This is a genomic window from Pedobacter sp. MC2016-05 (assembly GCF_026239735.1).
Classification (GTDB): Bacteria; Bacteroidota; Bacteroidia; order Sphingobacteriales; family Sphingobacteriaceae; genus Pedobacter.
The window spans coordinates 103525-121582 of sequence record NZ_JAPIVT010000006.1 but is presented as its reverse complement, the minus strand read 5'-3'; the positions used below and the strand labels follow the sequence as shown (position 1 = coordinate 121582).

The following is an 18058-nucleotide window of genomic DNA, read 5'->3' as shown; positions in this document are numbered from 1 at the left end:
TAGTGAACTAAAATGTTATTATAGTACACTATTGTTGCACAGCTTCCAGGCTATATTTGCTCTCAATCAAATATAAATCTTTATGAAAAAAAACAGACGTATCTATGCATCGTTGGTTTTCTTGTTCTTAGCCGTTACGGGTTTTACAAGTTATGCGCAAACTAAAATAACAGGTAAGGTTACAGATGAAACTAATCAGCCTTTGCCTGGTGTTGTGGTGATGCAAACCAACACACAAAACAAAACTTCTACCGATGGAAATGGAGTATATGTTTTAACCCTTCAGCCGGGTTCAGCTCAAACATTAACTTTTACTTACATAGGCTACAATGCCACTACTTTATCACCGACAGGCGGGAGTTTGAACATCTCTTTAAAGCCCTCATCACAATCATTAAACGATGTAGTGGTAGTTGGCTATACCTCTCAAAAGAAAGCGGCAATTACAGGTTCAGTTGCAACGGTTGATATGAACGATTTGCAGAAAACCAGAATTGTTGATGTTGCTCAGGCACTTCAAGGTCAGGTTGCAGGTGTATTTGTAGCTGCAAATACAGGTGCTCCAGGTGATGGTATAAAACTTAGAATTAGGGGCGAGGGCACTTTGGGTAACAACGATGTACTTTATGTAATTGATGGGGTACCTACCCGCGACATTTCTTTTCTAAACCAGAGCGATGTAAAATCGATGACGGTTTTAAAAGATGCTGCTGCAGGTGCTATTTATGGATCTCGTGCGGCTAATGGTGTGGTTGTAATTACGACTATTAGTGGCAGTAAAGGAAAGGCAAACATCAATGTAGAGTACTTTGCAGGCTTTCATCAAGCCACAAACTTGCCAAAAATGCTTGACGCCGATCAATACTTAACAATAAAAGACAGGGCATGGCATAATACTTTAGGCAATGCAGCAAATGCCGTAAGTCCATATCAGGCTGCCAGAAGCAGGAATGATTTATCCGATACAGATTGGTTAGGGGAATTATTCGAAACTGGAAAATCGAAAAATCTTCAGGCTTCTGTAAATGGCGGCTCCGATCAGGTTCAGTATTTAATTTCGACTGGCTATTACAAACAAGATGGTATTGTGGTTCAGGATCATGATGGTTACGAACGTTTTAATTTCAGATCAAATGTAAATGCCAATATCACAGATCGTTTTAAAGTGGGCACAAACCTGCAATTAAGCTTTGCTAAGCAGGATAAATTGTCTTCAAGTGGTGATGTACCGGGGGTTATCCGCCATGCATTATTGCGTCCCCCAGTTTTGGGGGTATATAAACGTGTAACTGACCCTACTTATTCGGCAGCGAATCCCTACACCGATTTACCTTTTTATACGGGCAACAATAATGGTTGGGATAAAAATTTCGAATTCAGTTCAAATCCTATCGCTATCGTGAATTTTACCAACGATAAGCGTAAAACCTTCCAAACTTTTGGAAATCTCTATGCCGAATATGCGTTCTTAAGCGATAAATCTTTAACATTCAGGTCAAGTGTAGGTGTAGATATCAGTTTTACGCATAATAAAAACTTCGCTCAAAATTATGGAGATGATAACGACAACAATCCTGATGAGCTTTACCCTGGTAAGGGCAGAAACAATAAGCCTAATAATTTAGATGAAAACAGAGGTGAAGTAATGAACTTTACTTTTACAAACACCTTAAATTATGTAAAAACCTTTGCTCAAAAGCATAATGTGAATTTCTTGCTAGGTGCTGAAAATATTTCCAGCAAGTCGTCTGCAATTGGTGGCAGCAGACAGAATTTTGATAAAAGTACATCAGGTTTTCAGTATTTGGATTATGGAAGCTTAACTAATATTTACAATTCGGGTTCAGCAAGTGAGTTTAATTTGGTATCGTTTTTCGGTAGCGGAACTTACAATTTCGATAATAAATATTTTGCTACGGCCACTTTAAGGGCTGATGGTTCATCCCGTTTTGGTCCAACAAACAAGTGGGGCTATTTCCCATCGGCATCTGCCGGATGGATTATCTCCAACGAGGAGTTTATGAAAGATGCGCAATGGATTTCTGAATTAAAACTGAGAGGAAGCTGGGGCCAGGCTGGTAACCAAGAAATTCCAAATAACACTTATCAAACTTTGGTTTCAGAATCTGGAGGCATCGTGAATGTAGTACGTTACGGTAATCCGGATGTTAAATGGGAAACCACTACACAAACCAACTTCGGTATCGATTTTGGAGTGCTTAAAAATAGACTATCATTTACTGCAGATTATTTCGTAAAAAAAACGGATGATATCTTATTAACGGTTGGTTTGCCAGCGGTATCTGTAGGTGTTATCGATCGTACCTACGTGAACGCAGGCGAAGTGACCAATAAAGGTTTTGAGTTTGGTTTAAATTTTAGAAACCAGGAACATGCTTTTAAATACAACGTGAATGCAAACATTGCTACTTTAACAAACCGAGTTAATAAACTGCAAGAGTTTGTAAAAAACATCAACGATGATAGAACACATACCAGAACAGAAACTGGACAGCCAATTAATTCATATTTTGGTTTAGTATTCGATGGTATTTATCAAACACCAGCAGAAGTAAGCAGCTATTTATATTCGAATGCGAATGGTGCTTTGCCAGGCGACATCAAATTTAAAGATTTGAATGGCGATGGTCAGATCAATGCTGATGACAGAACATTTATCGGAAATCCGGTTCCAAAATTAACTTACGGATTCGCTTTTTCATCATCATTTAAAAAGTTCGATTTCTCATTCTTATTACAAGGGGTGCAAGGTGTAGATCGCTATAACGATTTAAAACAGATTATCAACTTCGACAGCCGTCCGTTTAATTCGATGACATCGGTTTTGGATAGCTGGAACGGACCTGGTACGAGTAATACTTTACCTCGAGTAACCTTCAATAACAATGGTGGCGGTAACGTTTCCAGCGTATTTGTAGAAGATGCATCGTACTTAAGACTGAAAAACATCGAAGTAGGCTATACCTTCGATGTGAAGAAGATTGGCGTTAGAAATGTGCGTTTGTATGCATCAGGGCAGAATTTATTAACAGTAACAGATTATACAGGTTTAGACCCAGAGTCGACCTCATTAATTGATCAAGGCACTTACCCACAATCGAAAGCATTTATTGTTGGTTTAAAAATTAGTTTATAAACCTTTTTTGCACAAGTATTATGAAAAGAATATTATTTATAAGCGCAGTGTTTAGTGTATTAACATTTGCGGGTTGCAAAAAGCAACTTACTACCGAAGCGATAGGTTTAACTACCTTAGAACAGGTAAATACCACCCCAACACTTGGAACAGTAGAAAACTCCGTTAACTCTGCCTATCAGTTATTATCTAACCGCTTAAATATTTTGGCACAATGGGATTGGGCAGGAGGCTTAGTTTTTCAAAACGATTTGGTGATGCAGGATATTGCCTCAGATGATATGGAGAAGAAGTGGAATCCAGATGGTGATCAGCCTTGGATGGATGATGTAAACAATTTTACCTTTACATCTACCAACGGCGGACCTAATGGTTTATGGAAATATGATTATGAAGGGATAAAAAGATTAAATATCGCCATCGAATTATTAACTAAAACCGATATCGAAGCAATTACGGGAATAACCACAGCTCGTAAAAACCAGCTCCTTGGAGAAGCTTATTTCTTAAGATCGTATTACTACTTCTCATTGGTTACCAACTTTGGCGATGTGCCATTAATTTTGAAACCAGTAAGTACATACCAGGAAGCATTTGAAGTTGCTGTTAGAGCAGATAAAAACCTGGTTTGGGATAGAATTAAAGCTGATTTAAATTTAGCAAAAGGTTTATTGCCAAATGCAAAATACAGCTCGGCAACTGAAAAATGGAGAGCAAATAAAGGGTCGGCTATTGCACTGTTGACTAAATCAGCGTTATATACCGAAAAATGGGCCGATGTAGTAACGAGTGTAAATGAACTTCAAGGATTAGGTTTTTATAGCTTAAACGCAAATTATTTCGATAGCTTTAATCAAACGAAAGAGTTCGCCGAAAATGAAAATATATTTGTTTACGATCATCAGTCAAATCAAAATCCACTAAAAGGCAATGGTATTTGTGCGCCTTTAGGTTGGGGTTTCTTCGCTCCTAGTACCGATTTTCTAAATGCTTTTGAGGCCAACGATCCAAGAAAACTTTATACGGTTGATGTGCCAAATCAAAACGTAAATAAATTATTAGGTAGTACAAATGGATCGAACAAAGGAAACGATGATGCTGCCAACAACAAAATTTACATCAGATATGCTGATGTATTGCTATGGAAAGCTGAGGCTCAAAACGAATTGGGTCAATATGCTGATGCAGTAACCATTATTAATCAAATTAGGGCAAGAGCAAGAACAAGTGTAAGTGCTTTAGGTGTAATGCCTCCAGCAGGTACATTGCCAGATCGTGCTGCTTCAAGCGACAAGGCAACTATCAAAAACTGGATAGTCTCTGAACGCAGAGTCGAATTGGGTTTCGAATCGCAAAGAATGTTGGATCTTAAACGCTGGAAATTAGCTAAAACGGTAATGACTGGTAAAGGAAAAAATTTCCAGGATAAGCATTATCTATATCCGCTACCACAGGCTGAAGTAGATGCTTCTGCAGGTACACTAAAACAAAACCCAGGTTACTAACCGTTAATTAATTGTTGTTTGTTATTGATTTGGCAGGCAATAATTAATTTTTTCAAACGCTATTCAAGTCGATTTTTATCGGCTAATGGATAACTATTCCCTAAATATTATGACAGATAGTGCTAAAAGATTTCCGCAGAACCCTATTTTATCTCCAAAGGATTTAGTTCCAAGTATACCAGGATTAGAGATTGCTTGTTTGCTTAATCCCGGAGTTTTTACGTTCCAAAATAAAACCTGGTTACTCATTCGCGTAGCGGAAAGGCCCGAGCAAAAAAATGGAATTATATCATTTCCGGTTTTAAAAGGAGATGGTATTGAGATTATTGCAATAAAAGAAAATGACCCCGATTTGGTAGCTGATGATCCTCGGGTAATCAATTATAAAGGTGCCGATTATTTAACCACGCTGTCACATTTGCGTTTGGTTTGTAGCGATGATGGCATTAATTTTTATCAGCCAGAAGGCTACCCTTTGTTACAAGGTGAAGGCCCTGATGAAGCTTTTGGTATCGAGGACTGTCGCGTAGCATTAATTGATGGTACTTACTATTTAACTTTCACCGCCGTTTCCGAACATGGCGTGGGTGTGGGGATGCGAACCACAAAAGATTGGAAAACCTTTGAAAAACATGGGATGATTATTCCTCCCCATAATAAGGATTGTGCGGTTTTCGAAGAAAAAATCAATGGTAAATTTTATACCCTTCATCGCCCTAGCAGTGTAGACTTAGGGGGTAACTACATCTGGTTGGCCGAATCTCCTGATGGAATCCACTGGGGAAACCATAAATGTATCATCAAAACCCGCAAAAATAATTGGGATAGTAAACGGGTTGGTGCAGGTGCGGCTCCAATTAAAACTGATAAAGGTTGGTTGGAAATTTACCACGGTGCAAATGCCGAACATCAATATTGTTTAGGCGCTTTTTTGATGGATTTGAACGATCCTTCGAAAGTATTGGCACAAACGGATGAACCGATTATGCGTCCAACTGCCGAGTATGAAATGTGTGGCTTTTTCGGTCAGGTGGTTTTTACAAACGGCCATACCATCAATGGTGATGAACTCACTATTTATTACGGCGCTGCCGATGAATTTGTATGCGGCGCCAGGTTTTCTATTCAAGATATTTTATCGCAATTAAAATATAACCATGCTAACTAAACTAAAATCAGAAATTGCGCACTTCAAAAATCAGTCGTACAATTTCAGGGTACTTACTTTAACCAACTTAATTTACAGTATTGTACTTCCCGTAATCGATATTTTTGTGGCGGCTTATGTAATGCGAAGTTCCAACGATCCGGTTAAAGTTGTGATTTATCAACTGACCATTTATACCGGTATTCCAATTACGTTTTTCTTGAATGGCTATTTGCTGAGCAAATTTTCTATTAAAACGTTGTATTCCCTGGGTATGATGTTAAGTGGAGTTTCGATGATGGTGATGATGTCGTTAACCACTTTGGATAATACCGGAATTGGTATTGCAGGATTGATTATGGGCATGTCGTTCGGTTTTTATTGGGCCAACCGAGATTTCCTTGCATTAGCCATTACCAATGATGAAAACCGAAACTATTATTATGGTTTAGAAACCTTTTTCTACACCATTATCGCGGTGGTGATTCCCGTACTTATTGGCTGGTTTATCGAATTTAATGCTGTAACTGGTGGCGCACATTTGGCTTACAAAATTGTAACGGGAATGGTTTTCGTGATTACGATACTGGCTTCCATCATGTGTTTCAGAGGCAACTTTCAAAATCCTACAGAAAAGAAATTTGTTTATTTTAAATTCGATCCGTATTGGTATAAATTACTGCGTTTGGCTACTTTAAAAGGGTTGGTTCAAGGCTTTTTGGTAACCGCACCTGCCATGTTAATTATGCTTTTAGTTGGTAAAGAAGGTGCATTAGGCACAGCGCAATCCATCGGTGCCATTATTGCTGCGATAGCGATGTACATCATTGGTAGAAACACTTCGGCTAAACACCGTCTTTATATATTTGGGACGGGCTTGGTGCTCTTTGCAATCGCTGCGGTAATTAACGGAGTTTTGTATAGCAGCCTGGGAGTAATTCTTTTTATGCTGTTCTTGTTACTGGCCAAACCATTGCTGGATTTAGCTTATTTTCCAATTCAGTTTAGTGTAATCGATATCTTGACCAAGAAAGAGAAAAGAAGCGAATTTGCTTATATCTTAAATCACGAAGCAGGTCTTTATATTGGCCGATTAACAGGAGCGGGTACATTTTTGATCTTGGCTTATTGTTTTTCTGTTGAAATTGCTCTGCGTTATGCCATTATTATTGTAGCAATTTTACAGTTAGCCTCTTATTGGGTAGCAAAAGGAATTATTAAGCAAGGCAAAATAGAAAATATAGAAGAAGCACCCATTTTAAGTAATGAAGAACCTGGTGTGGTTGCTCCCATATAAAATAAATTGATCAATCTTAGTCGGTATTTTCACCGACCGAAATACAGAAAATATGAGATTTAATTTCAAAATTCTTTTCGCATTGTCGCTTGCCTTGAGTTATGGCGTAGCGCAAGCACAAATAAAACAGCTTAAGTTAAGTAGGGTAGAAGAGATGGCAAATCTGCCTCAGCCATTAAAAATTATTGATTGGAAATTGATGGCCCAAAACTTCGATAAAACCGTTTACGATCTCAATGCCAAAGGCGAATATTGGCCAATGATTTGGATGGATAGCACCCGCAAAAATTTCGATCAGCCAGTGATGGGGATTTATACCGCTGTTGGTGACGTTCGTCAGGGGAAGAACAACAAAGGCATGTTTCATGAGGCTTTGGCCAACATGGGTGCGGTGATGGGTGCCAGCTTAATTGGGATTGATAAAAGTAAACAGAACGGAGTAAACTACGCCGCCATGCTGAAAAACTACTTTAACCGCGATACCAAATGGAATATTATGATGAACAATACTGCTCCGGAAGTAGCACTTTTAGGTGGCGGTTATGGTAGAGATTGGTGGTATGACGTTTACCCGAATGTGTTGTTTTATGCCGTTTACGAGCAATATCCTAATGAAAAAGATTTCGACTGGATTGCCAAAAGTATTGCTGAGAAATTTTATCAGGCAGATTCTATTCTGAAAGGCGATTACAACTACTCGTATTTTGATTATGCAGCAATGAAGCCCATGAAAAACCAGATTTGTGCACAACAAGATGCCGCTGCAGGCCATGCCTGGGTATTGTATTCGGCTTATAAAAAGTTTGGGGATAAAAGATACTTGAAAGGTGCTATTAGTGCGATGACAGCACTGGAAAGCAATAAGATTAATCCAACTTACGAATTGCTGATGCCATTTGGAGCCTATTTAGCGGCAAGGATGAACGTTGAACAAGGAACAAATTTTGATGTTCAGAAATTATTAGGTTGGACGTTTGATGGAACGGCGGTTTGCCGCGAAGGCTGGGGCGTTTTAACGGGTAAATGGAATGGCTATGATATTTCTGGTGTGGTAGGAAGTACGGTAGATCATGGTGGTTATGGCTTTTTAATGAACACATTCGATGCCGCCTGGCCATTGGTGCCAACTGTTCGCTATGATCCGGCATACGCCAACGCCATTGGAAAATGGATGTTGAATGCGGTAAATGCATCGCGGTTTTTTTATCCGCAATATATGCCTGCCGATAGGCAAACTATTCCTGAGAAAGTAGCAGTTACGAAAGGTGTAATTGCTTATGAGGGTTTTGCCAAAACTTCTACTTTCGATACGCTTTATATGGATAAAAAAGGTCCGGTGGCGCAAGGCGATGGACCGAAGTGGGTGCCAGGCAAAAATCCTGATGTTTCTCAATTTAGCGTTTATGGAAGCGGCCACGTAGGGATATTTGGTGCCATCGTAGAAAAAACAAATGTAGAAGCCATTTTAAAATTAGATGTTCTAGCTACTGATTTCTATAAAAACAAAGCTTACCCAACCTATTTGATTTACAATCCTTATACCCAACATAAAGCTATTGTTTACAAAGTAAAGGGAACAAAAAAAGTAGACCTTTATGATGCCGTTTCGCAAAAATTTATTGCCAAAAACGTAACCGCCAAGAGTAGTATTTCTATTGCTGGCAGTCAATCCGTTTTAATTGTAGAAACACCTGCAGGGAGTAAATTAGCAAGTGCGAACAAAAAGCTGATGGCAAATGGCGTCGTAATTGATTATATGAAAAAATAAGGTTTTCAATAACGCTCATTCCTGGTGAAGCACTGCCTTTCGGTGGTGCTTTTTTTTGCACAAAACAATGTTATTAAACCCAATAGAAGCGGCAGCTCCCGATTTTTTCAAGCGGGACTACAGCGGATAGTGGGACTGCTTTATCCATAGTCTACTGCACAGTCATTTTCAAATTGAGCCGCATATCACTTTGAATCTATTGTGGTTCTTGATAGATAGACTGTTCGCTTTTTTTTATAAAAATGGCCAATAAAAAAGCGTTCCGGCTTTTACACCAGAACGCTTTCAATTATTTAAGGACCTTGGGTTTTTACCTTAAACCCTCCGCCTTTTTACCCTCAACCTTTCTTAGTATCCAAATATCTGCTCTAAACTTAATTTAGTAACAGCGCCATATTTGGCTAAATCGGCCATGTTAATTTTTTTCTCTGAGGCTACCACACAATAGTTGTAAGGCTTGCCTGAGATATTTCCATTGTGGAAAGATTTTACATCTGCGAAGCTTAAGGGTTTCAACGCAGCATATTCATCAATGCGAGAATCATGATCGAAACCTAGTTTTTTATCAGCTAAATAAGAATAGATAATGCCATCTTTTGTAATTCTAGCAGTTTCAATTCCATTTAAAGAGTTGTTTTTCGAAAGATCGAAAGATTTGTCCGACTCAGGCAATACCGTTAAAAGCTCGTTCATTCCGGCTACGGCCTCATTCATTTTGTCTGCTTGCGTACCCACGTAAGCTACCATGCTATTCTCTTTGTCTTTGCTATTTGGTGAGGAGTAAACCGCAAAAGTAGAATAAGCCAAGGCTTTGGATTCGCGAATGGTTTGGAAGACGATAGAACCCATGCCACCACCAAAATAGTTGTTAAACAGGCCAATTTTTGCTGCGTTAGTTGGGTCGTATAAACCAGCATTGCGTACCCAGCGAATTTCTGCCTGTACCATGTCGTAATCTGCAAAGTAGACTTTGTTAGAATCTGTCGTGGTATAAACAAACTTTTTCATTGGAGCTGCTGGTGTAAAATCCTTACCCAAAGCATGAACTTTCGCTATGTCTGCCGAGAAGGCATCTAAAGCCTTTGGACCGAAATAAGTAATCGTGTGTTTGTAGTTGGTTAGGTTGTGCAACAAATAAATCAAATCAGACGATTTCATGTTTTTGATTTCGTCATTGCTTAATCCATAGTTAAAAGGATTATCCGCACCATATTGTGCGTAGCTCATCAAGCCACCTAAAATTGATGATTTATTCAGCTTAGCGTTTTCTCTTGATTTTAATAAACGGCCTTTTAAATCTTCGAGCGCTTTTTCGTTCGGCTTACAATTCGCTAAAACATCTTCTAAAAGGGCCACAGCTTTATCAAAATTTTCTTGCAAACCGCTTAAAGAAACAGTTGTTACTTCCGTACCTACGTTAATATTATAGTTACAGGCCAAGTTATAAAAAGCCTTGCTAATATCTTCTGCCGAATATTTATCGGTACTTAAAAAAGCTAAATATTGAGCCGCGTAAGGCAATAACTTGTAATTATAAGAACCCATTTCAAAACGATAGCCCATTCGGAAAATACCGTTTTCTGTGTTCTGAACAGCGATTACATCAGCGATGCCAGCTTTACCAAAATTCAAGTCCTTTTTGTAATCTAAAAATTTAGGTGCAATTGGCTTAATTGGAGAACTGATAATTGTTTTTGTGAAAGGAGAAACCTCGTTTGCATTAGTTTTTACGGCAGTAATCGTCGGTTTTTCTACTTTCATGATGCTTTTGTCTTCTCCTTTATGTTTGAGAAGAACAGCATAGTTGTTGATAAAAAACTGATTTGCAAAATCAACAATTTCCTTTTTGGTAACCTTTGCCATTGCATCGGTAGAGGCCAGCGTTTTGTCCCATTCTGTACCGCGATTTTGGATAAATGAATTCATCGTGGCATCAGCACGAACATCGTTGTTATCGTAACCTTGCAATTCAGCTAATTTAATGTTGGCAACAGTAGCCTTAATTAAGCTTTCATCAAATTCACCTTTTTTAAGTAGATCTACTTGTTCTAATAAAAGTTTCTGAGCATCTTCTAAAGTCTGTCCGGCCTTTGGCGAACCTGATAAAATGAAAACGCCATAATCTTTCATTGAATTATAACCCGCATTCGCCCTCAACATTTTCTGTTGTTTATTGATGTTGATATCCATTAAACCAGCTTTTCCGTTTGATAGGATGCTACCGATTAAATCCAATAGCAAACTTTGACGGGTATTTTGGGCATAACCCCGGTAAGCAATATAAAGGTTTTCTGCACTAGGACCGTAAATATCAACCTTTTGAATCTGAGTAAGTGGTTTCTCTGGTGCAGGATTATACAGTGCTAATGGTTTCGAAACCATATAAGAGAAATTTTTATCAATTTTTTTAATCAAATCATCATAATTAATATCTCCAGACATGATTAAGGCCATATTATTAGGCACATAATATTTGTTGTAATATTTTCTGATTTCTACCAGCGATGGGTTTTTTAAATGCTCAATAGTACCAATTGTGGTTTGTTGTCCATAGTTATGTGTTGGAAATAGGGTATAAAGCATTTTCTCATACATTTTACGTCCATCGTTGTCCATGCCAATGTTCTTCTCTTCGTAAACGGCTTCCAATTCAGTATGGAAAATACGGAAAACTGGGGCACGGAAACGCTCTGCCTGAAGAGATAAAAACCGATCAATATTATTCGATGGAAGATCTTCTTCGTACACTGTTTCCTCGACTGAGGTGTGCGCATTCGTAGAGTTACTGCCAATGGCTTTCATCATTTTATCATATTCATTTGCAATAGAATATTCAGAGGCTTCGCCAGAAACCTTATCAATTTCTTTGTAAATCTCCTTACGTTTAGCCGGATCAGTTGTTTTGTTATAAGTTTCGTAAAGTGCCTCCACTTTGTCTAGCAGAGGTTTTTCTTTCGCATAGTTTAGGGTTCCAAATTTATCGGTCCCTTTAAATAGAAGGTGCTCCAGATAGTGGGCTAAACCGGTATTTGTTCTCGGATCTGTATTGCTACCAGCCCTTACAGCCATTTTATAGGTAATGTTGGGTTCTTTATTATTCTGCGATAAAATTACAGTAAGGCCGTTTTTCAGCGTGTAGAAGCGAGATTTAGTAGGATCGTTGGTTACGTATTTATAGCTGTAACCGCCAGAGGTTCCTGTTTTCCATTGATAAGCAGTTTGGGCCTTTGCCACTGAACTTGCAACAAGAAAACAAGCTAATGTAAATAGTTTGATTTTCATTCGTTTGGTTTATGATAGTGATTGAAGTACTGAATTTTTAAATCCAATCCTCACATTAATAAGTTGTTTAATCAAATATATATGCTTTCCGGCATCGAATGAAATGCTTTAAAAAATATATTCTTTTAGATGGATCATAAATGATTTTCGCATATAAAATAGCGCTTTATTGTGCCTTGATTTTATATTCTGTATTTTTACCAGCATGACAAAGCATAAAGCAAAGCCAACTATTTTAGTAGTAAATGATGATGGTATTACCGCTACCGGAATTAAAAATTTGATGGAGGTAATGCAGGAAATTGGACATGTGGTTGTGGTTGCGCCCGATAGTCCACAAAGCGGAATGGGGCATGCAATCACCATCGGTAAACCCATTCGTTTTGATAAAGTGAATCTTTATGATGGTGTGGAGATGTACAAATGTAGTGGTACTCCAGTAGACTGTGTGAAGCTTGGAGTAAATAAAATTTTCAAGGGCAAGAAACCAGATCTTTGTGTTTCGGGTATTAATCACGGTTTAAATAACTCCATTAATGTTTTATACTCAGGTACCATGTCTGCCGCGGTTGAAGGTGCCATCGAAAAAATACCATCTATTGGTTTTTCGATGGATGATTTTGCTGCTGATGCAGATTTTAGTCATACCAAAAAATACATTAAAGATATTTGTCTCCAGGTGCTTGAAAATGGTTTGCCAGAAGGCGTTTTGTTAAACGTAAATTTCCCAAAGGGTGATCAACTCAAAGGTGTAAAAGTTTGCAGGCAAGCTAATGCTAAGTGGATGGAGGAATTTGATGAGCGTGTTGATCCATACAAACGACCATATTATTGGTTAACAGGTGTTTTCGAAAATTTTGATAAGGGTGAAGATACAGATGTTTGGGCATTGGAACATGGCTATGTTTCAGTTGTGCCAGTACAGTTCGATTTAACGGCGCATCATGCCATTCAAACTTTAAATGGATGGAATTTTATTGATGGTGATATTTCGAAATCCGATCAAGGGAAAACCACTATTTCTGCTCCTGATGGAATCAATTTAGGCTAATTCTATCTTTAGATAACATGAGCGATAAGTTAAGGAAAATCACTGATTCTGTTTGGATTGGTTTGGCGATAGGTTTAATAATACCAGCCATTTTATGTGGACTGGCTTGGTATGTTATTCATCATGTGTCGTCGCTGGCTAAGGCCGATTTGCTTTACATCGGCGGCATTGCTGTTAATGCCTACGCAATGCAATATTTTTTTAAATACAATAAGCTTAATATTGGCAGAGGAATTTTAGCTGCAACATTTTTGTGTGCTTTTATTTTCTTCGCCTACAAGGTTTTTTAATAACATAACCGTCCTTGCGAGGCACGAAGCAATCTCATGAAGTACATCCGCCTTAAGATTGCTTCGTGCCTCACAATGATGATAAGTGATATACCAAAATGAAATACTACCTCGTAGCCGGCGAAGCATCAGGCGATTTACATGGTGCAAACTTAATGAAGGCATTAAAGCACGAAGATGACAGGGCTGTATTCCGTTATTTTGGCGGCGATAAAATGCAGGCCGAAGGGGGCGAGTTAGTAAAGCACTATGCTGATATGGCCTTTATGGGTTTTACGGAAGTAGTGTTGAATTTAAGGACGATTTTTAAAAACCTTAAAAAGTGCAAAGCCGATATTTTAAGCTGGCAACCCGACGTATTGATCCTAATTGATTTCCCAGGTTTCAATTTAAAAATAGCTGAATTTGCCAAAGAAAATAACATCCGGGTTTGTTATTATATCTCTCCAAAAATTTGGGCCTGGAATCAGAAGCGGGTGCTTAAAATCAAAAAGGTTGTTGACCATATGTTTTGCATCTTACCTTTCGAGGTAGATTTTTATAAAGAATGGGGTATGAAAGTGGATTATGTTGGAAATCCACTTTTGGATGAGCAAGCTGCCTTTTCTCCTGATCCAGATTTTATCTCCCAAAACAATTTAGCTGAACAGAAAATCATTGCATTATTGCCTGGTAGTAGAAAACAAGAAATTGAGCGGTTATTACCGGTAATGCTTAGTATTACAGATCAATTTCCCGCCTATCAATTCGCCATTGCTGCCGCACCAACTTTCGATGAAAATTATTATCAACAATTTATAGGCTCCAAAAAAGTTAAACTTTTATTTAATAACACCTACAACTTATTGCATCATGCCCATGCTGCAATTGTGGCCTCGGGCACAGCTACCTTAGAAACTGCTTTGTTTAAAGTTCCGCAGGTGGTGGTTTATCGTGGAGGTGCAATTTCTATTGCTATCGCCAGGATGTTAGTGAAAATTAAATTCATTTCCCTGGTTAATTTAATCGTGAATAAAAAGATTGTAACCGAACTTATTCAAGAAGATTGTAACACTAAAAAGGTAGGCGAAGAGCTTCAACTTATTATGGAAGGCGATGGCCGAGAAAGAATGCTTCACAACTACGAGGAGTTGCTCCGTTTGATGGGAAAACCGGGTGCATCTGCTAAAACCGCTAAGCTGATTTATCAATATTCGTCAATAAAATAGTTTCTCAAAAAAAACTTTTTCATTTTTTTTAAAACAAATGTCTCTTTTAAGCGTTACTAAATCGTTTTGCGTAATTCTAATCGTACCTAATTAATCATCCCTCGCCCTCGTTAATTAAGAGAAAGTTAGACGCATAGCGTAACTAATTATAAACTAAACTAATGAGTGCCAATGAGAAACATTCTACTCAGGATTGCAGGATTCCTATGCCTGTTCCTAATTTCGAGCCCCCTGTTGTTTGCTAAATCGATGGGAGAAACCAAAAGTTTCAATCATTATTATTTTCAGCAAGACACCACAAAAAGAGACACTACTAAAAAGGTCCCAACGCCAGTTCCTGCAGATTCTGTTAAGGCACCGGTAAATCCATTAGGTGGTGCAAGTCCGGTGCAGGCATCACCGCCAAAAGATGGCCCCGCTACTGCACCAGCCGGTGCCGCCGGACAAAAGACAATTACCGGAGTGGTTTTAGACGAAAAAAAAATCGGTTTACCTGGAGTTGGAATCAAAATTCAAGGTAAAACGGGCGGTTCTGTAACTCAAGAAAATGGGCGATTTTCTATAGCTGTTACTGCTCCAACTGATGTTTTAGTATTCAGTTATATTGGTTATCAAACCAAATCTATTCCTGCTGGTAATGGTACAGCACCCTTAACAGTCAATCTTGTACCATCAGCTTCGCAAAAATTGGATGAAGTAGTAGTAGTGGGTTATGGTACCCTAAAGGCCAAAGAGGTAACATCGGCGATTGCCACGGTAGATACTTCTCAATTTAGGCAAAGTGGGTCGCGAAACCCGCTAGATTTATTACAAGGTAAAGTTGCAGGTTTACAAATTACCCGAACGGGCGGATCTAACCCAAATTCAGGTGTAGGTGTGCAGCTTCGTGGGGTAACATCTGTAACGGGTAGCCAAAGTCCGCTAATTGTTATTGATGGAATTCCGGGAGGAAATTTAGATCTTTTGCAGCAAGATGATATCGCATCATTTAGTGTGCTTAAAGATGGCTCGGGTGCCGCAATTTACGGTACAAGGGCAAATGCCGGCGTAATTCTCGTTACCACTAAAAAAGGTAAAGCAGGGCCAGCTCGTTTCGATTATTCAGGCTATTTGCGTAAAGAATATTTGTATCAAAGACCAGATTTTTTAACTGTAGATGAATTCAGAGAGAAAATCCGAAGTGGACAGTTCGATCGCCAGGATTATGGTGCTTCGCTTGATCCATTTAATGATCTAGTGAATAAGGAAAACTTAAGTCAGAACCATAACCTTTCTATGTCTGGCGGTTCTGAAAAGACAAGTTACAGGGCCAGTATCAACTATCGCGATTTACAGGGTTTTGCAAAAAATAACCGTCGTACGGAATATGGGATAAGATTGAACTTAAACTCGAAAGGTCTTGATGATAAATTATTTACACAGGTAAACTTATCGACCAATTTTAATAAAGGAGATTTGCTTGGCGGTGGTGGCTGGGAAAATCAGTTAACCCGGAACCCTACCCAATCTTATTACAACCCTGACGGGAGCTGGTTTTTTGATCCAAATGCGACCAACGAATTGGCCAGGTTAGAGCAAGAAACCAATAAAAGACAACAACAAACCAGCTCTATTGATGCTAAAGCAGAATACGAGATCTTTAAAGGTTTCAAAGCTTCCGTTTTTGGTGCCGTTCAACGCAACAGCTACATTGATGGATCATATCGATCGGTATTTGGCGAATATTCCTTAGAGAATGACATTTATAAAAATGGAGGTTATGCCGCCAGATCAACTGTTTTGGAGCAGAATTTTAACGTAGAGCCAACTTTACAATATGCAACTACATTTGGCGACGACCACAGCTTAACTGCAATTGGTGGCTATAGTTACCGCTATGAAGTTAATGAGGGTTTTAATGCCGGAAACTTAGGTTTCTTAAACGATCAGTTCCAAGAAAATAATTTAAATGCAGGTAATCAATTGTCTGCTGGTAAAGCATTTCTAGGAAGTTTTAAAAATGACAATACGTTAATTGCTTTTTTCGGAAGAGTGAACTATACCTTCAAAAACAGGTATTACTTACAAGCCATTTTGCGTAGAGAAGGCTCATCACGTTTTGGTGTAAATAATAAATGGGCAAATTTCCCTGCCGTTTCTGCCGGTTGGACAGTTACCGAAGAAAAATTTATGGAGAACGTGAAATGGGTGAATAATTTGAAAGTGAGAGTTGGATACGGCGAAACTGGTAATTCAGGTATTTCGAACTATGCATCTTTGGTAACATTAGGTACAGGTGGAGTTTATCTTTATCCTGATGGCCAATATCGCGAAACCTATGGTCCGAACACCAACCCAAATCCAAATTTGAGATGGGAAAAGAAACAAGAGATTAACTTAGGTTTAGATTTTACGCTTTTTTCAAGCCGTCTTTCCGGATCATTAGATTTGTTTAAACGCGTAACCAAAGATTTATTGGATAATTACGATTCACCACAACCGCCATTTGTGCGTTCGTCGATTTATACAAACGTAGGATCGATTTCTGCAAAAGGTATTGAGCTGGCATTAAGCTATCAAGCCGTTAAGGGAAAAGATTTTAAATACAACATTGATTTAGCTGCAAGTACCACAAGCAATAAATTAGATTCTTATTCAAATAGCGAATATAAAAGAGATTATCTTTCTACATCTGGCATAGGCGGTTTTGGAGATTTAGGTAACTCCATCCGTATTTACGAAGGCGGCAAGATTGGCGATTTCTGGGGTAAACGCTTCGCAGGCTTTACTGCCGATGGAAAATGGTTATTCTTTAATAGAAATGGTCAGCCGGTGAGGAATGACCAAATCAATAACTCATTTAATAGAGATCAAACAGATTTAGCGGTGATCGGTAATGCTATCCCAAAATATTATTTATCGTTAACCAATAGCTTTAATTATAAACAGTTCGATTTGCGTGTCTTCTTAAGAGGTAAATTTGATTACCAAATTTTAAATACTACTGCACTTTCTTACGGTAACAAAGTTTCGGGTACCAATTTGTTAAGTTCTGCATTTGATAAGTATGCTCAGATTAATGATACCTACATGTACTCCGATTATTATATCGAGGATGGTAGTTTCTTAAAAATTGACGAGGTAACCTTCGGATATACTTTCAAGCTGAAATCGAAAAACATCCGAAATTTGAGAGCTTATATCACGGGACAAAACTTAGCCACTTTTACAAAATACACAGGTAACGACCCGGATTTTGTTAAGGATACAGGCTTAGGCCAACCAGCAAACGATGGTGTTTTAGGTGTAGATGGTAGAGGGCCTTACCCAAGCACCTCATCTTTCTTATTAGGTGTAAGCTTTGGATTTTAAAC

10 protein-coding genes are annotated in these 18058 nt (G+C 38.5%); 9 read left to right on the top strand and 1 reads right to left on the bottom strand.

Features of this window, described 5'->3' with window-relative positions; genetic code table 11:
* Positions 1–82: 82 nt before the first annotated feature.
* The 5 genes from OQZ33_RS10300 to OQZ33_RS10280 all read left to right on the top strand — a co-directional run bounded on the left by OQZ33_RS10300 (position 83) and on the right by OQZ33_RS10280 (position 8874).
* On the top strand, positions 83–3157 hold the full coding sequence (locus OQZ33_RS10300) for a SusC/RagA family TonB-linked outer membrane protein (protein ID WP_265798963.1): 3075 nt from the start codon (positions 83–85) through the stop codon (positions 3155–3157).
* Positions 3158–3177: 20 nt separating this feature from the next.
* Entirely contained in the window at positions 3178–4662 is a 1485-nt protein-coding gene (locus OQZ33_RS10295) for a RagB/SusD family nutrient uptake outer membrane protein (RefSeq protein WP_265798962.1), read from the top strand.
* 109 nt (positions 4663–4771) lie between these two features.
* Entirely contained in the window at positions 4772–5830 is a 1059-nt protein-coding gene (locus OQZ33_RS10290) for a glycoside hydrolase family 130 protein (RefSeq protein ID WP_265798960.1), read from the top strand.
* On the top strand, positions 5820–7106 hold the full coding sequence (locus OQZ33_RS10285; protein WP_265798959.1) for an MFS transporter: 1287 nt from the start codon (positions 5820–5822) through the stop codon (positions 7104–7106). The genes OQZ33_RS10290 and OQZ33_RS10285 overlap by 11 nt, the downstream gene beginning before the upstream one ends.
* Before the next feature lie 52 nt (positions 7107–7158).
* Complete coding sequence (locus OQZ33_RS10280; protein ID WP_265798958.1) at positions 7159–8874, top strand: hypothetical protein; 1716 nt, start codon at positions 7159–7161, stop codon at positions 8872–8874.
* Positions 8875–9222: 348 nt separating this feature from the next.
* Here OQZ33_RS10280 and OQZ33_RS10275 read toward each other — a convergent pair whose 3' ends face one another.
* Positions 9223–12156 carry a M16 family metallopeptidase gene (locus OQZ33_RS10275; protein ID WP_265798957.1) on the bottom strand — a complete coding sequence of 978 codons (2934 nt, stop codon included), beginning with the start codon at positions 12154–12156 and terminating at the stop codon, positions 9223–9225.
* 205 nt (positions 12157–12361) lie between these two features.
* On the opposite strand from OQZ33_RS10275, the gene surE reads away from it, so the two are divergent.
* The 4 genes from surE (at position 12362) to OQZ33_RS10255 (ending at position 18056) form a co-directional block, all read left to right on the top strand.
* Positions 12362–13207 carry a 5'/3'-nucleotidase SurE gene (gene surE / locus OQZ33_RS10270; RefSeq protein ID WP_265798956.1) on the top strand — a complete coding sequence of 282 codons (846 nt, stop codon included), beginning with the start codon at positions 12362–12364 and terminating at the stop codon, positions 13205–13207.
* Positions 13208–13224: 17 nt separating this feature from the next.
* Entirely contained in the window at positions 13225–13497 is a 273-nt protein-coding gene (locus OQZ33_RS10265; RefSeq protein WP_265798955.1) for a stationary phase survival protein SurE, read from the top strand.
* 98 nt (positions 13498–13595) lie between these two features.
* The gene (lpxB, locus tag OQZ33_RS10260) at positions 13596–14705 is read left to right on the top strand and encodes a lipid-A-disaccharide synthase (RefSeq protein WP_265798954.1); all 1110 of its coding nucleotides are present in this window, start codon (positions 13596–13598) and stop codon (positions 14703–14705) included.
* A 171-nt stretch (positions 14706–14876) separates the two neighbouring features.
* Entirely contained in the window at positions 14877–18056 is a 3180-nt protein-coding gene (locus OQZ33_RS10255) for a SusC/RagA family TonB-linked outer membrane protein (protein ID WP_265798953.1), read from the top strand.
* Positions 18057–18058 lie beyond the last annotated feature (2 nt).